Raw genomic sequence first — 17,772 nt, forward strand, 5'->3', positions numbered from 1 at the left:
CGGGCGTCAGGACGTCGACGCCTCGGCCTGTTCCTGCCGGACCTCCCAGGCCGCCAGCGCCGCCAGCTGCTCGGAGGTGACGTCCTCCGGTATCGGCCTCGGGGCCGGCGTGCGCAGCGGCGGCTGCCAGCCGGACTCCGGATCCCAGCGGCGTACGACCCTGGCCGGGGCTCCCGCCACCACCGAGTGGTCGGGCACCTCGCCGCGGACCACCGCGCCGGCCGCGACGACGACGTTCCGGCCGATCCGCGCGCCCGGCAGGATCACCGCCCCGGTGCCCAGCCAGCAGCCGGGGCCGATCGAGACCGGCTCGGAGCGGGGCCACTGGCGCCCGATGGGCTCGTGCGGATCGTCGTAACTGTGGTTCGTCGAGGTGATGTAGACGTACGGACCGCAGTAGGTGTCCGAACCGATGGTGATCGTCGTGTCCGCGATGACATGGCTGCCGCGGCCGAGGACGACGCCGTCGCCGAGGGTCAGCACCGTCTCCGTGCCGAGGTCGAGCCCCGGCAGCATCCCGGCGGTCAGGGTCACCTGCTCGGCGATGATGCAGCACTCGCCGATCTCGATCCACCGCTCGCCGAAGACCGTGCCCTGCGGGAAGGCGAGCCGGGTGCCCGCGCCGAGCCGCCGGAACCGCAGCCGCCCGGGGTGCTCCGCCGTCACCGCGCCCGCCTGCTGCGCCCAGCGCAGACCGCCCTGGAGGGCGTGGGCGACGACCCGGCGCCGCCAGGCGGTCAGGGATGAGAACGTGTTTCCGTTTCTGGGCACCCCGACACCGTAGTCGGCGGTGTCGGGGCCGGTCGGCGCCGTCCCCTGTGATGTCCGTCATGGGACCGTCATAGGCTGCGGGCAGAACACCGGTTGGCGCGACACCACCACGGCCGCACGGGCCGTACGGACCCCAGGAGTGAGACCCCATGGCAGAGGCGTTGATCAAGGCCGTCGGCGGCAAGGAGCCGAACGTCGACCCGACCGCCTTCACGGCCCCGACCTCGGTGGTGCTCGGCGAGGTGACGCTCGGGGCGCGCGCCGGAATCTGGTACCACGCGGTGCTGCGCGCCGACTGCGGCCCCATCACCGTGGGCGAGGACTCCAACGTCCAGGACAACTGCACCGTCCACGTCGACCCCGGCTTCCCCGTCTCCATCGGCGACCGCGTCACGATCGGGCACAACGCCACCGTCCACGGCTGCGTCATCGAGGACGACGTCCTCGTCGGCATGGGCGCGACGGTGCTCAACGGCGCCCGGATCGGCGCGGGCTCGCTGATCGCCGCGCAGGCGCTCGTGCCGCAGGGCATGGAGGTCCCGCCCGGCTCGCTCGTCGCCGGCGTCCCCGCGAAGGTCCGCCGGGCGCTGACCGAGGAGGAGCGGGCGGGCATCCGGCTGAACGCCGAGATGTACCTCCACCTGGCCAAGACCCACGCCGAGGCCTACGAGGACTGACCGCGCCCGTCCCCTCGTACGCGACGGAGGGCGGCGCCCGGAACGCTCCCGGGTGCCGCCCTCCGTCACGTACGGACGCGTCGCGCGCTCACTCCGCCGCGACCGGCTCCCGCAGGGCCTCCGGCTCCGGCTGCGGCTGCTGTCGCGCCTCGGCGGCCGCCTTCTTGGCGCGGTTCCTGATGACGAGCATCGAGGTGACGCCGACGAGGACGGCGAGCACCAGGCCCAGCCAGGAGAAGCGCTTCAGCCACGCCTCGGCGACGATGCCGACGGAGTAGATGACGGCGGTGGTGCCGCCCGCCCAGAGGATGCCGCCGAAGACGTTGGCGATGAGGAACTTCCAGTACGGCATCTTCAGGACGCCCGCCAGCGGGCCGGCGAAGATCCGCAGCAGGGCGATGAAGCGGCCGAAGAAGACCGCCCACATGCCCCACTTCTGGAAGGAGCGCTCGGCGAGCGCGATGTTCGCCTCGCTGAAGTGCTTGGGGAACTTCCCCCCGAGCCAGGCGAGCAGCGGACGGCCGCCCTTCCGGCCGATGGCGTACCCGATCGAGTCGCCGATGATCGCGCCGGCGGTGGCACAGCCGCCCAGCACCCACGGGTTGATGTCCCCGTGCTGCGAGGCGAGCAGGGCCGAGCTGACGAGGACGATCTCGCCGGGGAGCGGGATGCCCAGGCTCTCCAGTCCGATCACCACCCCCACCAGCGCGTAGATGGCGACGGCCGGGATCGTCTCCAGCCACTCCTGGACGTGCAACGCGGGTTCCTCCCGTTGAGCCGGCACGGCCCCGGTCGCGGGCCGCTGCGGTGGCGCGCCCCGCGTCGGGCACGCCGGGGCAGCCTACCCGGTCAGCCCGAACGGACCTCGACCGTGGCCCGGAGCCCCGGGTCCGCGGCCGACCGCGCGACCCGCAGCGCCCGCCGCCCGGTGCCGAGGACGAAACCGCCGACCGCGGTCGACCAGGAGGAGAGGGTGCGGGCGGTGAGGTGGACGGTGACGCGGCGCCGCTCCCCCGCGGCCAGTTCGAGCCGCCGGTAGCCGGCGAGGAGGGAGCGGGGCTGGTCGATGCCGCGCGCGGCGAGGTCGGGCGAGGCGCCGAGATAGATCTGGGGGACGTCGACGCCGGGGCGGTCGCCGGTGTTGCGGACGGTGAAGGTGACGTCGACGCCGCCGCCCTCCCCGGGGGCCGCGATCAGGTCCTCGTGGGCGAAGCTCGCGTACGACAGGCCGTGCCCGAAGGGGAAGAGCGGGGCGATGCCCTCCTTCTCGTACCAGCGGTGGCCGATGTGGACGCCCTCGGAGTACTCCTCGATCCCGTCGCGCCCCGGGTAGCGGCGCGGGTCGCCGGCGGTCGGGTGGCGGTCCTCGGCGGCGGGGAAGGTCTGGGTGAGCCGGCCGCCGGGGTCGGCGTCGCCGAAGAGCACGGCCGTCGTCGCGGCGGCGCCCTCCTGTCCCGGGTAGTACATCTGGAGGACGGCGGCGGTGCGGTCCAGCCACTCCATGGTGACGGCCGAGGAGGTGTTGAGGACGACGGTCGTCCTCGGGTTGACGGCCGTCACCGCCTCGATGAGGTCCCGCTGGTTCCCGGGGAGCGCGAGGCTCGTCCGGTCCTGGCCCTCGGTGGCGTCCTCGTACGCGAAGAGGACGACGGCCGCCGCCACGCGCGCGTGCCCGACGGCCTCGGCCACGTCGGCGGCCCGGTCCGCGCCGGAGACGGCGCGGAGCCGGAACAGCTGCCCGTCCGTGCCGCCCGGCGCGGTGACGGCGAGGGTGTGGTCCCCGGCCGCGAGCCGCAGGGTGACGCGGCGCACGGCGAGGCCGTCGGGGGCGGCGGCGAGCAGTCCGCCGGCGAAGAACTCGGCGACGCCCTGGCGGACGGGGAAGAGTTCGGCGCCGTCGAGGGTGACGGTGGGCCGGGTGCCGCTGTAGTGGACGAGGAAGGTCCACTCGTCGGCCTCGGCGGTCGTGAGCGTGGCGGTCCGGCTCCAGGTGGCGCCGGCGGCGACCCGGACGGCGTCGAGGTCCACGGCGGGCACGAGCGGCGGCAGCGGGCGGCCGAAGAGGTCCTCGCCGACGGCGTGGGCGACGGTGGCGTCGGCGCCGGCCCGCGCGCGGATCGCGTCGAAGGGGCGGGCGGCGGCGTCGGGAACGACGTGGGCGCTGCCGCCGCCGCTGACGAAGGGGACGGACGCGGTGGGTCCGATCACGGCGATCGAGCGGGCGGCCGGGCCGGTCAGCGGGAGGGCGGCGCCCTCGTTGCGGAGCAGGGTCGCGCCCGCGGTGGCGACGCGCAGCGCGAGCCGCGCCCCGGAGGCGGCGTCCCGCGCCGGCCGGGCGGCGGGCGGCTGGTCGAGCAGCCCGAGCCGGTCGCGTACGGCGAGGGCGCGGCGTACGGCCCGGTCGACGGCGGCCTCCGGGATCCGGCCCGCGCGCACCGCGTCGCGGAGCGGGGCGCCGTAGCGGGCACCGCCCGGCATCTCCATGTCGAGGCCGGCGGTGAGCGCGCCGGCGGTGGTGTGGACGGCGTCCCAGTCGCTCATGACCCAGCCGTCGAAGCCCCAGCGTTCGCGCAGGACCGTGGTGAGGAGGGCGGCGCTCTCGGCCGCGTGGACGCCGCCGACCTTGTTGTACGCGGCCATCACGGCGCCCGCGCCGGCCGCGACGGCGGCCTCGAAGCCGCGCAGTTCGGTCTCGTGGGCGGTCTGGTCGTCGGCGCGGACGTCGACCGAGTCTCGGTCGCGTTCCTGGTTGTTGAGGGCGAAGTGCTTGACGGTGGCGACGAGGCCCTCGGCCTGCACGCCGCGGACGAGTTCGGCGACGAGGTCGGCGGAGAGGAGCGGGTCCTCGGAGAAGGTCTCGAAGTTCCGCCCGGCGTACGGGGTCCGGATCAGGTTGACCATCGGCGCGAGCAGGACGTCCTGGCCGAGCGCGCGCCCCTCGCGGCCCAGCACCCGCCCGTACGCGCGGGCGAGGCCCGGGTCGAAGGCGGCGGCGAGCATCACCGGCGCGGGCAGCGCGGTGGCCGTCCCGCGCACCCGGATCCCGGCGGGCCCGTCGGCGAGCCGCAGCGGCGGGATCCCCAGCCGGGGCACCCCGGGCACGTACCCGGCCTGCCCGAGACTCGCGGGATCGGGAGCCCCGTGGAGGAGCCCGACCTTCTCGTCGAGCGTGAGCCGGGCGAGGAGGCCGTCGGCCCGGCTGCCGGAAGCGCCGGGAGCGGCCCGCGGCCCGGCGTGGGCGGTCCCCCGGGCGAGCGCGACCGTGGCGGCGGCCCCGCCCCCGCCGGCGAGCGCCAGCAGCACCGCCCGCCGCGACAGCCGGCCCCGGCCGCCCCGCACGCGCGCGTGCCCCCGGCCAGGAGCGCCCGCGGCGACCGGAGCGGGGTCGGCGGCGTCCGGTGCGCCGGGGGCCCGGGGCGTGTCCGCGCCCTCCGTGGAGGGGCGTCCGGGGTGGGCGGAGGGTGTCGGCTCGTCCGGCATGGGGCGGCTCCTCGGGGCGGACGGCCGGCCGCCTGCCGGTCCGGCCCGTGCCCGCAGTGTGCGGGAGCGCCCGGCCGCTTCCGGGGCGCCGCCCCGGGACGCGACCGCCCCCGCACCCGAAGGGAGGGTGCGGGGGCGGGGAGGCGGTCCCTACCGGTGGCTCACTTGCCGAAGCCGTTGGGCCGCAGCGTCCACAGGACGGTCATCTCGCCGGTGACGGCGCCGTCCTCGCGGGTGATGTCGATGCGGACCGGGAACTCGGGGCGCTCCCCGGCGTCGAGCTCGGCGACGACGTCGGCGATCGGGCGGCCGAGGGTGGCGGTCGCGGTGACGACGCCCATGGCGAGCTTCTTGTACGCGATCTCCGCGTTGACGGCGAGCGGCACGGCTCGGCCGAGCTGGTCGCCGAAGGCGGCGAGGACGATGGCGCCGCTGGCGGACTCGGCGAGGGTGAACATCGCGCCGGCGTGCGGGCCGCCCACGTGGTTGTGGTACGCGGGCTGGTCGGGCAGGCGCACGACGGCGCGCTCGGCGGTGGTCTCCAGGAACTCCAGGTTGAGGGTTCCCGCCATGGGGACCGTGGCGGCGAGCATCTCGCCGACGGACTTCTGGTCTGCGCTCATGGGCCGTGATGTTACCCGCGAGTAGAAGTCTTGGCCATGCCTTCCCGGACCGAACCGTGACCGCCCCGGGCGGGGCCGGGCGTGGCCGGGCCCGCCCCACCCCTCTATCGTTACGGCCCATGTGGCCAGGACAGCAGCCGCCCGGGGGCGAGCAGAACCCGCAGGACCAGAACCAGAACCCGTACCAGCAGCCGGGATACCAGCAGCCGAACCCGTACCAGCAGCCGACGCAGCCGGGATACCCGCAGCAGGGCGGCTACCCGCAGTACCCGCAGCAGGGATACGCGCAGCCCAACCCGTACCAGCAGCCGACCGTGCCGCAGTACCAGGTGCCCGGCCCGGTCCCGCCGCAGGGCCCGGGCGGCGGCGGCCGGAAGCGGACCACGCTCATCGCGATCGTCGCCGCCACGGCCGTGGTCGTCGCGGGCGGCGTGACCGCCTTCCTCGTCCTGGGCGACGACGAGGGCAAGAAGGACGTCGCCGACAAGCCGACGACCAGCTCCTCCGCGCCCTCCTCCCCCGCGACCACGTCGAGCGAGCCCTCGGAGGCGCCGACCTCCGAGATCGACAACCCGCGCGGCGCCGGCGAGGAGTACCAGCCGACGATCCCCGGCTGGAAGGTCGTCCACAACCCCTCGTACGGCACCCTCTTCGACGTGCCGCCGGAGTGGGAGGTCGGCAAGCCGACCATGCGCGTGGGCTTCGAGGACGCGGAGAAGGGCGACGGCAGCCCGCTCGTCGTCATGTCCGGACCCGCCGACTTCAAGAGCAAGTGGTGCGCCGTCGACTCGGACAGGAGCGGCAGTCCCGAGTACTCGGGACTGGCGGGCGCCGGCACGAAGGGCGCCCAGGGCGCCAAGGACGCCGCCTCCGCCGCGCGCGGCCAGGCCGGCATGTGGGTGTGGGCGGCGTTCGCGCAGCACATGCCGGAGAAGACCATCAAGATCACCAACCCCGTCCCGTACACCACGGCGTCCGGTCTCAAGGGGAGCATGGCCACCGCCGTCGCCCCCGGCGTGAAGAAGCGCAACAAGTGCGAGACCGACGGCAAGTCGATGGCCTTCAGCTTCCTCAACGCCAAGAACGACCTCTCGACCTTCGTGCTCTACGCGGCGGACGGCGTGAAGGACGAGCTCCCGGACGCGACGATGCGGAAGATCCTCTCCACGGTCCGCCTCACCCCGGGCTCCTGAGCGTCCGCCAGGACGAATCCGGTTTGGCAGGAAGGGGAGGCGGCGGGGATAGTCCCCCAGTGACGAAACGCTCCGCCTCCCCCCGCGCCACCCGCCGCCCCGCGTGGGCCGGCCGCAACTACGTGCTGCTCACCGCCGCCACCATCGTGACGAGCCTCGGTGCGAACGGCGCCCTGATCGCCACCACCTGGGCCGTCTTCGAGTCCGGCGGCGACGCGGGCGACGTGGGCCTCGTCGCCATGGCGCGCTTCCTGCCGCTCGTGCTGTTCCTGCTCATAGGCGGCGCGGTCGCCGACCGCTTCCCCCGGCACCGCGTGATGGTCGCCGCGAACACGATGAACTTCGTCTCCCAGGCGGTCTTCGCGGCGCTGGTCCTCTCCGGCACCGCCGAGATCTGGCAGATGATGGTGCTCACCGGCCTCTGCGGCGCCGGGCAGGCCTTCTTCAACCCGGCGGCCGAGGGCATGCTCATGTCCAGCGTCTCGGGCGAGCAGGCGAGCCGGGCCTTCGCCTTCTACCGGATGGCGATGCACGGCGCGGGCATCGGCGGCGCCGCGCTCGGCGGCGCGCTCGTCGCCTTCGTCGGCGCCGGCTGGGTCCTCGCCGTCGACGCCGCCGCCTTCGCCGTGGCGGCCGCCCTGCGCGCCTTCCTCGACGTCAGCGGCATCTCGGAGCGCAAGCCCGGCGGCGGACTCCTCTCCGATCTGCGCGAGGGCTGGCAGGAGTTCGTCGGCCGCCCGTGGCTGTGGTCGATCGTCGCCCAGTTCTCCGTCGTCGTCGGACTCATCGGCGCGGTCGAGTCGGTGTACGGACCGCTGGTCGCCCGGGACGAGCTCGGCGGCGCCCGCCCCTGGGGCATCGCGCTCGCGGGGTACGGCGTGGGCACGGTCGTCGGCGCGATCCTGATGACCCGGTGGAAGCCGCGCCGGATGCTCCTCGTCGGCACCCTCGGCGTCTTCCCGATCGCGCTGCCCTCGGCGGCGCTCGCCGTCCCGCTGCCCGCGATCGGCCTCACGGCCGTGATGTTCGCCAGCGGCGTGGCGATGGAGATCTTCGGCGTCTCCTGGATGACCACGCTGCACCAGGAGATCCCGGAGGAGAAGCTGTCCCGGGTCTCCGCCTACGACTGGTTCGGCTCCACCGCGCTGCTGCCCCTGACGACCGCCCTGGCCGGGCCGTCCGAGACGGCCTTCGGCCGGACGGCCTCGCTGTGGGGCGCGGCGGTCCTGATGACCCTGGTCACCGCGCTCGTCCTGCTGGTCCCCGACGTCCGCAACCTGACGCGGCGTCCGCACCGGGAGGGGGCCGCCGCGGCGGGCGGCGGCACGACACCCGCCGCCGTCCCCGCGCCGGGTGCGTCAGCCGATGCCGAAGGCGCCCTCGGGCGGCACGGGTGACCCGACGGCCTCCGCGTCGCCGACCGGGGGCGCGCCCCCGGTGAACCGCGCCAGCGCCTCCCCGTGCTCCACGCGCGCGGGGAAGGCGTCCGCGGCCGCCCGGCGGGTCAGCCCGGCCACGTCGAGGGCCTCGTCGGAGGCGACCAGGACCGCGTTCCCGAACCGCCGGCCGCGCAGCACCGCCGGCTCGGCGATCAGGGCGAGCTCGGGGAAGACCGCCGCGAAGGTGGCGAGCTGGCCCCGGAGGAAGCCGAACGGCGCCCCGTCGGCGAGGTTGGCCGCGTAGATCCCGCCCGGGCGCAGCACCCGCCGGACCTCCCGGGCGTACGTGAGCGAGGTCAGGTGCGCGGGGACGCGCGAGCCGCCGAAGACGTCGCCGACGATCAGGTCGGCCGAGGCGGTGGGCGCCGCCTCCAGCCAGGCGCGGGCGTCGGCGGTGTGCACGGTGACGCCGGAGCCGTCCGGCAGCGGCAGGTGCTCGGCGACGAGCGCGACGAGCCCGCCGTCGGCCTCGACGACGTCCTGGCGCGACCCGGGCCGGGTGACGGAGACGTACCGGGGCAGCGAGAGGGCCCCGCCGCCGAGGTGGAGCACGTCCAGCGGCGCCCCCTCCTCGGCGGCCGTGTCGACGACGTGGCCGAGCCGGCGGGCGTACTCGAACTCCAGGTGGCCGGGCTCGTCGAGGTCGACGTACGACTGCGGCGCCCCGTCGACGGTGAGCAGCCAGGCCCGCTCCCGGTCCACGTCGGGCATGAGGCGCGCGGTGCCGTGGTCGACCTCGCGGAGGACGGGAATCTGCTCGTTCACCCCTTCATTGTGCTCCCGCGCGGATCATGCTCGCGCCCTCCCGTCACCCGGCCAGGACGGCGGCGACCGCCTTCGCGTGCGCGGCGGCCTGGGCGCGGCCGGCACGGGCGGCGGCACCCCGCTGGGCGGGGTCGAGCGCGCGGGCGCCGATGACGGCCTTGGCGTCCGCGTCGGGGGTGATCACCACGACACGGCTGCCGGCGGCGGTGAGGGCGGCGGCCTGCCGGGCCGGGGAGTGCACGGCCTTGTTGCCCATGGCGCTGGGCGCGACGACGATCACCCGTTCCCGGCCGGCGGCGAGGTGGGCGTTGGCGGTGGAGTGGACGCCGCCGTCGATCCAGCGCCGTCCGGCGAGGCTCGCGGGCGGCCAGACACCCGGGATCGCGCAGCCGGCCGTGACCGCGTCGACGAGCCCGACCCCGTCCGGGCCGCCGTCGAACACGCCGAGCGCGCCGCTCTCCGCGTCGACGGCGGTGAGCCGCAGCCGGCCGGCGCCGGGCCACTCGGTGGCCTCGCCGAGGCGCTTCGCGACGACGGCCCGCCGGGCGGCCTCGTCGACGGTGCGGGCCCGCAGGGCGAGCCGGCCGAGCTTGCGGCCGTACGCCTCCGGGGTGCGGGAGGTGAGGACGGCGAGGGTGTAGCGGAGGAGGGTCCCGGCGCCGAAGCGGACGGCCGGCTCGGTGTCGGTGCCGTCGAGCTGCCGTTCGTACAGCTCGGCGAGAGGGGTGGTGCCGGCGGTGAGCAGGGCGCCGACGACGGCGCCGGCGGAGCTGCCGACGACCAGGCCGGCGTCGGAGAGGTCCGTGCCCGCCTCGGCGAGGCCGTGGAGGAGCCCGATCTCCCAGGCGGCGCCGACCAGGCCGCCCGCTCCGAGGACCAGTGCGGTCCCGCCGTCCGTCGTGCCGCCCCCTGGCGTGTCCGTGTCGCTCATGGCCCGAGTCTCGCGCAGCCGCCCGGCGCGGCCCCCGGCAGGGTGGGTCACAGGTGCTTGAGGGCCTCGCGGACCGAGAGCGGGGAGAGGAGGGAGCGGTGGTCGGCGACGAAGGCGCGCACCTCGCCCGGGGCGGTTTTGCCGTACTCGCGCAGGCTCCAGCCGATGGCCTTGCGCAGGAAGAAGTCGGTGTCGGCGGCGCGCCGCAGGCAGTACGCGAAGAGCCGGTCGGCGTCCGTGTCCTCCTTGAGGCGCAGCTGGTGGAGGAGGGCGGTGCGGGCGATCCACAGGTCCTCGTCGTCGATCCACCGGTCCATCTCGGCGCCGAGCGCCGGGTCGGCGGCGACGAGTCCGCCGACGACGTGGGCGGCGAGGTGGTCGACGGTGTCCCACCAGGAGACCGTGGTCACGAGCCGCCGGGCGACGGGCAGGAAGCCGGACGAGCACCGCTTCACGTGGCGGCGCAGGTAGTCGACGGCGAAGTAGTGGTACTCCCGCTCGGGGAGCGCGAAGCAGCGCAGCGCGACGGCCGCGCAGTCGTCCTCGGCGGGCCGCGGGGTGCCGTCGAGGACGGTGCGGGAGAGGGCGCGGCGCTCCGGCGTCCGGATGCCGAGGAAGGGCGCCACGCCCTTCATGTACGCGACCATCTCCTGCGCCCGGAAGGGGTTCCCGGCGGCGGGGTAGAGCGTGGTGAGGCGGCCGAGGACGGTGTCGGCGAGCTCGCTGTCGGGGACGTCGCTGTCGGGGACGTCACGCGGGAGCGGTCCGGGGACGTCGTACGGAGGCTGCCCCGGCCCGGGGTCGAGCGGCCGGCCGGGGTCGGACATGGCGCACATTACGGCGATCATACGGAGGTCTCCGCTACTCTCCCCGGATGCTCGCTCCCGTGCCCCGGCCGACGGACCCGTTCGCCGTCCGCTGCTCCCGGGCCCTGATCTCGCCCCGGTCGCGTCTCGCGCTGCTCGCGCTCGTCCTGCTGACCGCCGGCACGCTGGTGGTGCTGTACGAGCCGCAGCGCCTGCTGGCCTCGGGGTGGCCGCGGACGGACGGAGCGGGTGCGGGCGCGGTGCTGCTGTTCGGTCTGGCGTACGGGCTGTGCACGGCGGCGTTCGTGCCGCGCCCGGTGCTGAACCTCGCGGCGGGGGCGCTCTTCGGTTCCGCGTACGGGCTGACGGCCGCGGTGGCGGGGACGGTGCTCGGCGCCGGCATCTCGTTCACCCTGGGCCGGGTGCTCGGCCAGGACGCGCTGCGGCCGCTCCTCAAGGGGCGCTGGCTGCGGGCGGCGGACGGGCAGCTGAGCCGGCACGGCTTCCGCTCGATGCTGGCGATCCGGCTCTTCCCCGGCGTGCCGTTCGCCGCGGCCAACTACTGCGCGGCGGTCTCGCGGATGGGGTACGTGCCGTTCCTGCTGGCGACGGCGATCGGGACGGTGCCGAACACGGCGGCGTACGTGGTGGCCGGCGCTCAGGCGGGCGAGCCCGGTTCGCCGGCGTTCCTGTTCTCGGCCGGTTTCATCGTGGTGTCGGGGCTCGCGGCGGCGGTGGTCGCCTGGCGGAAGCGGCACGCCCTGCGCCGGCCGCGGGTGCCCGCGACCGCCGACGCCACCTGATCACGGACGCGTCACCTTGGGGCGGTACGCTGCGCTCGACCTTCTGACCGCACACGTACATACGGGACGGCCCAAGCCCCATGAGTTGGTTCGAATCGTTCATCCTCGGACTCGTCCAGGGGCTGACGGAGTTCCTTCCCATCTCCTCCAGCGCACATCTCCGGCTCACCGCCGCCTTCGCCGGCTGGGAGGACCCGGGCGCGGCCTTCACGGCGATCACGCAGATCGGCACGGAGACCGCCGTCCTGATCTACTTCCGCAAGGACATCGGCCGGATCATCTCGGCGTGGTTCCGCTCGCTGACGGACAAGTCGATGCGCTCCGACCACGACGCCCAGATGGGCTGGCTGGTGATCGTCGGCTCCATCCCGATCGGCGTCCTCGGCGTCACGCTCAAGGACCAGATCGAGGGTCCCTTCCGTGACCTGCGGCTCATCGCCACCACGCTCATCGTGATGGGCGTCGTCCTCGGCGTCGCCGACCGGCTCGCCGCCCGCGACGAGATCGGCGGCCGCCACCGGGTGGTCCGGGAGCGCAAGACGCTGAAGGACCTCGGCGTCCGCGACGGCCTGATCTTCGGCTTCTGCCAGGCGATGGCGCTCATCCCCGGCGTCTCCCGCTCCGGCGCGACGATCTCCGGCGGTCTGCTGATGGGCTACACCCGCGAGTCCGCCGCCCGCTACTCGTTCCTCCTGGCGATCCCCGCCGTCCTCGCCTCGGGCGTCTTCGAGCTGAAGGACGCGACCGAGGGCGGGCACGTCTCCTGGGGTCCGACGATCTTCGCCACGATCGTCGCCTTCGGCGTGGGCTACGCGGTGATCGCCTGGTTCATGAAGTTCATCACCACGAAGTCCTTCATGCCGTTCGTGTACTACCGCATCGCGCTGGGCATCCTGCTGTTCATCCTGGTCGGCACGGACGTCCTCAGCCCGCACGCGGGCGAGTCCGGCGACTGACCGGAAGCCGAGACACCCCACCAGGGCCCGCACGGCATGCCGTGCGGGCCCTTTCGTCTCCGAGGAGAACCGTCCTGCGCGCGACTACTCGTCGGGGATGCGCGCCGCGCAGGTGCTGAACGGCTCGTTCAGGACGCAGTCGAAGAGCGCGGCCCAGCCGCTGCCGCTGTCCGCGGCGCCCGCCTTCACCGTGGCCTCACAGGACGTGTCGGTCAGGCCCCAGAGGGAGCCGTCCGGCCAGCCGGCCTGCTGCGTCCGGGTCTGGACGACGTCGAGGCAGGCCTGCGGTGCCTTCAGGCGCTTGAGCTCCGCCACGAGCTTCAGGTACGCGGGGTCGTTCACCGCCCGTGCCTGCTCGTCGAGCGTCGCCTTGGCCTCGGCCCGCTCCGACTCGGAGGAGCCGGCGCTCTGATAGACCTTCAGCGCCGCCGCGTTCTTCTGCAGCTGCTCCTGGGTCTTCTTCTTGTCCTCCGGATTCGTCGGCGCGGTGCCCGTCTCCTCGGCGGCCAGCAGGCCGCCGAGGAGCACGTCGACGTACTTGGTGTAGAACGCCTTGCCGTCCGCGTCGAGTGCCGGGTCCGTGAGGCCCGTGATGACGGCGTTCAGGTTCGTGAGGATGTCCCCGTAGATGAGCTGGTCCTCGACGGACGCGTTCGGGGCGAAGACCTTCGCGGACGCCTCGCCGATGCCGCGCGCGATCTTGTTGAACCTGTCCCGCTCCTCCTGCGACAGGGTGTCGTCCTGACCGAGCCTCAGGGCCTCTCCCAGCCCCTGCGCGAGGCTCGCCGCAATGGCCTTCTCCTCCGCCGACCCGTTGGTGGCGAGCTCGACGAGGTCGTCCAGGGCCTTCTGGGCCTTCGCCTTGTCCGCGGCCGAGAGCTGGGACTCCGCGATCCGGGTGGTGACCTGCTTCTGGATCTCTTCGGGAGGCAGGTTCGGGAATTCGGCGGTCTGGGCCGCAGGGGCTTCCTCGCCCTCGGCCGGCAGTTCGCCCTCCACTCCGGCCCCCTGCCCTTCCTCCGGCGGGACCTGCTCGCCCTCCTCCGGCGGGACCTGCTCGCCCTCCTCCGGCGGGACCTGCTCCTCACCCTCCTCGGGCGGGACCTGCTCGCCCTCCTCGGGTGGCACCTGCTCCTCCTCGCCAGGAGGCGGGTCCACCGGCTCCCCTGGATCCACCGGCTCCACCGGCTCCGCCGGCTCCACCGGCTCCGCCGGGTCCCCGTCCTCCGGAGGTGGTGGCGGTGTCGGCTGGGCCGGCTCGGCGCCCACGGCCTGGAACTGCGGGGGCGCGGCGGCCGCCGTGGCGCCCATTCCCGCCGACAGGGCCATGCCTGCCGCCAGGAGGGACGCGCTCGCGGCGCGGACGACTCGTCTCTGGGCGGATCTGGTCATGGTGGATCCAGGTAGCTGTAGCTGTAGCTGTAGCTGTAGCTGTAGCTGTCAGTGTGCTGCTTCGTCCGCGGGGGCCGACCCGTGTAGCGGCCCGAGGTGACCGGAGTTCCACGACTCAACGGTGCACAGGAATCACACGGCCCACTCTTCTCCTGTGCCCCCGAGTTGGCAACTCGGGCGGCGGTGCGGGCCGGGACGCGCAGCGGCCGCGAGTGGGCCGACGAGTCCGCTTCGGTCTCGCAGGGCGTGAGCGGGCGTCAGATCGGTGCCCCGGACCCGCCGTTCCCTCCGTGAGCACGGTGCCGTGCTCACGGAGGCGCGTCGTTCAGGCCTGGTAGGGGACCCGGGCGATCTCCCTGACGCCGCCGAGGGTGCCCCACTCGTTCTTCCCGAGCCGGGTCAGCGGGCGCATCCGGGTGATCTCGGGGTGGCCGTCGTCCAGGAACGCCTCGTCGACGGCGACGTGCACGACCCGGCCGAAGACGACGGTCGAGTCGCCGATCCGGAGCGTGCTGTGGAGCTCGCACTCCAGGGCCACCGGGGAGGCGGCCACGCGGGGCACCTTCACCCGGCGGCCCGGTTCGCGCTCCACCCCGCAGGCGTCGAACTCGCTCGTGCCGCGCGGGAAGTCCGTGGCCGTCGCGTTGATCTGCTCGAAGAGCCCCTCGGGGGCGAGGTTCACCACGAACTCGCCGGTCTCCTCCACGTTGCGCAGCGAGTCCTTCCGGCCGACGGAGGTGAACTGCACGACCGGCGGGTTCACCGAGGCGATGGTGAAGAAGGAGTGCGGCGCGAGGTTGTCCGTGCCGTCGGCGGCGCGGGTGGAGACCCAGGCGATCGGCCGGGGCACCACCGTCGCGGTCAGCAGCCGGTAGACGGCGGTGGGGTCGGTCAGAGCGGGGTCGACGTCGATGCGCATCCGGCCAGTATGACCGCGGCCCGGGACGGGGCGACGCGCGCACGCCTCTTGGCGCCGTGCGCCCGCTGCCCGACACTGAGGCGATGACGCAGCGCGTGGACCTCGCGAACGTGATGGACCGGCTCGCCGTCGACGACCTGGTCACCGGGTACGCGGCGGCCGTGGACGACGCCGACTGGCCCGGCTACCGCGCCCTCTTCACCCCGGACGGGCGCGCCGACTACTCCGGCTCCGGCGGCATCGAGGGGCCCGCCGCCGAGGTCGCCGACTGGCTGGCGGCGACGATGACCCTCTTCCCGGTGCGCCAGCACCTGATCGTCAACCGCCGGGTGACCCTGCACCGGCCCGGCGGCTACGCGGAGACCGGCGACGGGGCCGAGGTCCGCGCCGACTACGTGAATCCGATGCGGATGGCCTCCGGGGACGACTTCGTCTGCGGCGGCCGGTACGCCTTCACGGCCCGCAGGACCGCCGACGGCTGGCGGCTGCGCTCGGTCGTCGTGGAGGAGCGCTGGCGCCGGCTTCCCTGACCGGGCGCAGACTGGAGGCGACGGGCGGGAGGCACACCATGCGGAACCCCCTGGGGCGCGTGAGGCCGGTGCGGTCGCTGCTCGCCGTCGGCTGCGGCGCGCTGCCGGCGCTCGCCTTCCCCGCGCCCGGGCTGTGGTGGTGGGCGTACGTCTGCCTGGTGCCCTGGCTGCTGCTCGTCCGTACGGCTCCGGGCCCGCGCCGGGCCGCCCTGGACGGCTGGTGCGGCGGTGTCGGCTTCCTGCTGGCCGTGCACCACTGGCTGCTGCCGAGCGTCCATGTGTTCCTGCTGGTGATGGCGGTTCTCCTGGGACTGCTCTGGGCGCCCTGGGGCGTGCTCGTACGGGCGCTGCTCGGCGGGGCTCCGACTCCGGCGCGGGCCGCCGTGGCGCTGGGCGCGGTGCCGTCGGGGTGGCTGCTGATCGAGCTGGTGCGGTCGTGGGAGGGGCTCGGCGGCCCGTGGGGGCTGCTCGGCGCGAGCCAGTGGGAGGTGCCGGCGGCGCTGCGGCTCGCCTCGGTGGGCGGGGTGTGGCTGGTGAGCCTGCTGGTGGTGGCGGTGAACACGGCGTTGGTGCTGCTCGTCGCCGTGCCCGGGCTGCGGTCGGTGGGGGTGGCGGGGCTCGCCGCGTGCGCCCTGGTGGCGGGGACGGCGGCGTGGGGCGTCGGGCCGCCGCGCCCGTCGGGCGTGGTGCGGGTCGCGATGGTGCAGCCGGGGGTGCACGGCGGGCCGGAGGGTGCCGGGCGGCGCCTGGACCGGGCCGTGGAGCTGACGCGCGGCCTCGCCGGGCAGCGGCTCGATCTCGTGGTGTGGGGCGAGAGCGGGGTGGGCCGGGACCCGGCCGGGGATCCGGCGCTGACGGCCCGGCTGACCGCGCTCGCCCGGACGGTCGACGCGCCGCTCCTGGTGAACGTGGACGCGCGGCGGGCGGACCGCCCCGGCATCTACAAGAGCGCGCTGCTGTTCGCGCCGGACGGACCGACCGGTGACCGGTACGACAAGATGCGGCTGGTGCCGTTCGGCGAGTACGTGCCCGCCCGGGCGCTGCTCGGCTGGGCGACCTCGGTGGGGAAGGCGGCCGAGGAGGACCGGCGGCGGGGCACGGCGCCGGCGGTGATGGCGCTGCCCGGCGCGGGGCGGCCGGCGATCGGGCCGCTGGTCTGCTTCGAGTCCGCGTTCCCCGACATGGGCCGGCGGCTCGCCCGGGACGGGGCGGACGTGATCGTCGTCCAGTCCTCGACCAGCACCTTCCAGGGCAGCTGGGCGCCGGCGCAGCACGCCTCGCTCGCGGCGCTGCGGGCGGCGGAGACCGGCCGTCCGGTGGTGCACGCGACGCTGACCGGGGTCAGCGCCGCGTACGGCCCCGACGGCCGGCGCGTGGGCCCGCCCGTCGGCACGGACGCGAGCACCGCCGTCGTCCGCGAACTGCCGCTGTCGGGGACGACGACGGCGTACGTCCGCTGGGGCGACTGGCCGCTGTACGGCGCCTGCGCCGTGGTCGGCGCGGTGTGCGCGGCGGCGGGCGCCGGGGCGCTCAGGAGGCCTGCTCCAGGGCGTCCCGGACGACGCGCTCGCACAGGGCGTGGGTGAGCAGGGCGTCGCGGGCGCTGAGGACGGTGCCGTCGCGGACGGCGTCGAGGAAGGCGTGGACGGCCTGTTCGATGCCCCGCTGGCGGGCGACCGGGACCCAGTCGCCGCGGCGGCGGACGCTCGGCTGGCCCTTGTGGTCGACGATCTCGGCGAGGTTGAGGACCTGGCGCTTGGTGTCCTGGCCGGAGACCTCCAGGATCTCCTCGGTGGAGCCGTTCATCCGGTTCATCATGCCGATGGCGGTGAAGCCGTCGCCGGAGAGCTGGAGCACCACGTGGTGCAGGAGGCCGTCGCGGATCCGGGCCCGGACGTCGATGTGGTCGGCCTCGCCGGGGAGGAGGAAGCGGAGGGTGTCGACGACGTGGATGAAGTCGTCGAGGACGAAGGTGCGCGGGTCCTCGGGGAGCCCGATGCGGTTCTTCTGCATCAGGATCAGCTCGCGCGGGTGGTCGAGGCACTGGGCGTAGCCGGGGGCGAGGCGCCGGTTGAAGCCGACGGCGAGGGAGACCCCGCGCTTCTCGGCCAGTTCGACGATCCGCTCGGATTCGGCGTACTCGTAGGCGAGCGGCTTGTCGACGTAGGTGGGGACGCCGGCGTCGAGGAGGCGGCCGGCGATCTCGGCGTGGGCGGCGGTGGAGGCGTGCACGAAGGCCGCGTCGAGTCCGGCGGCGAGCAGCGTGTCGAGGTCCCGGTGGCGGCGGGCGGCCGGCACGTGGAAGGTCTCGGCGACGCGGTCCAGGGTGGCCGGGGTGCGGGTCTGGAGGTGGAGTTCGACCCCGGGGAGGGTGGCGAGGACGGGCAGGTACGCCTTCTGCGCGATGTCGCCGAGTCCGATGCAGCCGATCTTCACGGGGTCTCCCTCTGCGGTGGTCCGACGGCCCGTGCTTCGGGGGCCGTTCGC

The 17,772-nt window shown here is 74.8% G+C and carries 17 protein-coding genes; 7 read left to right on the forward strand and 10 right to left on the reverse strand.

Annotated elements, in window-relative coordinates; translation table 11 throughout:
* Positions 1-6: 6 nt before the first annotated feature.
* Positions 7-771, reverse strand: a complete 765-nt coding sequence (locus ABZ621_RS21515) for an acyltransferase (RefSeq protein WP_360606832.1) — start codon at positions 769-771, stop codon at positions 7-9.
* A gap of 149 nt (positions 772-920) precedes the next feature.
* Here ABZ621_RS21515 and ABZ621_RS21520 point away from each other — a divergent pair, with 149 nt between their 5' ends.
* Positions 921-1,448 carry a gamma carbonic anhydrase family protein gene (locus ABZ621_RS21520; protein WP_360606834.1) on the forward strand — a complete coding sequence of 176 codons (528 nt, stop codon included), beginning with the start codon at positions 921-923 and terminating at the stop codon, positions 1,446-1,448.
* A gap of 88 nt (positions 1,449-1,536) precedes the next feature.
* On the opposite strand, the gene ABZ621_RS21525 is transcribed toward ABZ621_RS21520, so the two are convergent.
* The 3 genes from ABZ621_RS21525 to ABZ621_RS21535 form a co-directional block, all read right to left on the reverse strand.
* Complete coding sequence (locus ABZ621_RS21525; RefSeq protein ID WP_360606836.1) at positions 1,537-2,205, reverse strand: DedA family protein; 669 nt, start codon at positions 2,203-2,205, stop codon at positions 1,537-1,539.
* Between the two features lie 92 nt (positions 2,206-2,297).
* Positions 2,298-4,928 carry a glycoside hydrolase family 3 C-terminal domain-containing protein gene (locus tag ABZ621_RS21530; protein WP_360606838.1) on the reverse strand — a complete coding sequence of 877 codons (2,631 nt, stop codon included), beginning with the start codon at positions 4,926-4,928 and terminating at the stop codon, positions 2,298-2,300.
* 161 nt (positions 4,929-5,089) lie between these two features.
* Positions 5,090-5,551: a DUF4442 domain-containing protein gene (locus ABZ621_RS21535; RefSeq protein WP_360606840.1), complete on the reverse strand. Its 462-nt coding sequence runs from the start codon at positions 5,549-5,551 to the stop codon at positions 5,090-5,092.
* 119 nt (positions 5,552-5,670) lie between these two features.
* On the opposite strand from ABZ621_RS21535, the gene ABZ621_RS21540 reads away from it, so the two are divergent.
* A complete protein-coding gene (locus ABZ621_RS21540) occupies positions 5,671-6,744 on the forward strand; it encodes a hypothetical protein (protein WP_360606842.1) in 1,074 nt (357 codons plus the stop codon).
* A 59-nt stretch (positions 6,745-6,803) separates the two neighbouring features.
* Positions 6,804-8,141 (forward strand): MFS transporter, encoded by a 1,338-nt coding sequence (locus ABZ621_RS21545; RefSeq protein ID WP_360606844.1) that lies wholly within the window; start codon positions 6,804-6,806, stop codon positions 8,139-8,141.
* On the opposite strand, the gene ABZ621_RS21550 is transcribed toward ABZ621_RS21545, so the two are convergent.
* Genes ABZ621_RS21550 through ABZ621_RS21560 form a run of 3 tightly spaced genes read right to left on the reverse strand, consistent with a single transcriptional unit; the run spans position 8,103 to position 10,727 of the window.
* A complete protein-coding gene (locus tag ABZ621_RS21550; RefSeq protein WP_360606846.1) occupies positions 8,103-8,948 on the reverse strand; it encodes a fused MFS/spermidine synthase in 846 nt (281 codons plus the stop codon). The two genes, ABZ621_RS21545 and ABZ621_RS21550, sit on opposite strands and share 39 nt — an antisense overlap.
* 43 nt (positions 8,949-8,991) lie before the next feature.
* Positions 8,992-9,879 (reverse strand): patatin-like phospholipase family protein, encoded by an 888-nt coding sequence (locus ABZ621_RS21555; protein ID WP_360606848.1) that lies wholly within the window; start codon positions 9,877-9,879, stop codon positions 8,992-8,994.
* A 47-nt stretch (positions 9,880-9,926) separates the two neighbouring features.
* Positions 9,927-10,727 carry a DNA alkylation repair protein gene (locus ABZ621_RS21560; protein WP_360606850.1) on the reverse strand — a complete coding sequence of 267 codons (801 nt, stop codon included), beginning with the start codon at positions 10,725-10,727 and terminating at the stop codon, positions 9,927-9,929.
* Positions 10,728-10,753: 26 nt separating this feature from the next.
* Between ABZ621_RS21560 and ABZ621_RS21565 the strand changes: the two genes are divergently transcribed.
* Together ABZ621_RS21565 and ABZ621_RS21570 are read left to right on the forward strand one after the other, a co-directional pair.
* The gene (locus ABZ621_RS21565; protein ID WP_360606852.1) at positions 10,754-11,488 is read left to right on the forward strand and encodes a TVP38/TMEM64 family protein; all 735 of its coding nucleotides are present in this window, start codon (positions 10,754-10,756) and stop codon (positions 11,486-11,488) included.
* Positions 11,489-11,568: 80 nt separating this feature from the next.
* Positions 11,569-12,444, forward strand: coding sequence for an undecaprenyl-diphosphate phosphatase (locus tag ABZ621_RS21570; RefSeq protein ID WP_360606854.1), 876 nt, complete (start codon positions 11,569-11,571; stop codon positions 12,442-12,444).
* Positions 12,445-12,528: 84 nt separating this feature from the next.
* On the opposite strand, the gene ABZ621_RS21575 is transcribed toward ABZ621_RS21570, so the two are convergent.
* Positions 12,529-13,836 (reverse strand): hypothetical protein, encoded by a 1,308-nt coding sequence (locus ABZ621_RS21575; RefSeq protein ID WP_360606856.1) that lies wholly within the window; start codon positions 13,834-13,836, stop codon positions 12,529-12,531.
* Between the two features lie 325 nt (positions 13,837-14,161).
* Positions 14,162-14,755 (reverse strand): flavin reductase family protein, encoded by a 594-nt coding sequence (locus ABZ621_RS21580; protein WP_360606858.1) that lies wholly within the window; start codon positions 14,753-14,755, stop codon positions 14,162-14,164.
* 83 nt (positions 14,756-14,838) lie between these two features.
* Here ABZ621_RS21580 and ABZ621_RS21585 point away from each other — a divergent pair, with 83 nt between their 5' ends.
* On the forward strand, positions 14,839-15,285 hold the full coding sequence (locus ABZ621_RS21585; protein ID WP_360606860.1) for a nuclear transport factor 2 family protein: 447 nt from the start codon (positions 14,839-14,841) through the stop codon (positions 15,283-15,285).
* Positions 15,286-15,323: 38 nt separating this feature from the next.
* Complete coding sequence (gene lnt / locus ABZ621_RS21590) at positions 15,324-16,871, forward strand: apolipoprotein N-acyltransferase (protein WP_360606862.1); 1,548 nt, start codon at positions 15,324-15,326, stop codon at positions 16,869-16,871.
* Here lnt and ABZ621_RS21595 read toward each other — a convergent pair.
* Complete coding sequence (locus ABZ621_RS21595; RefSeq protein ID WP_360606864.1) at positions 16,816-17,721, reverse strand: Gfo/Idh/MocA family oxidoreductase; 906 nt, start codon at positions 17,719-17,721, stop codon at positions 16,816-16,818. The two genes, lnt and ABZ621_RS21595, sit on opposite strands and share 56 nt — an antisense overlap.
* Between the last annotated feature and the right edge of the window lie 51 nt (positions 17,722-17,772).

Origin of the sequence: Streptomyces sp. NPDC007863, assembly GCF_040633895.1 — a bacterium.
Lineage (GTDB): Bacteria > Actinomycetota > Actinomycetes > Streptomycetales > Streptomycetaceae > Streptomyces.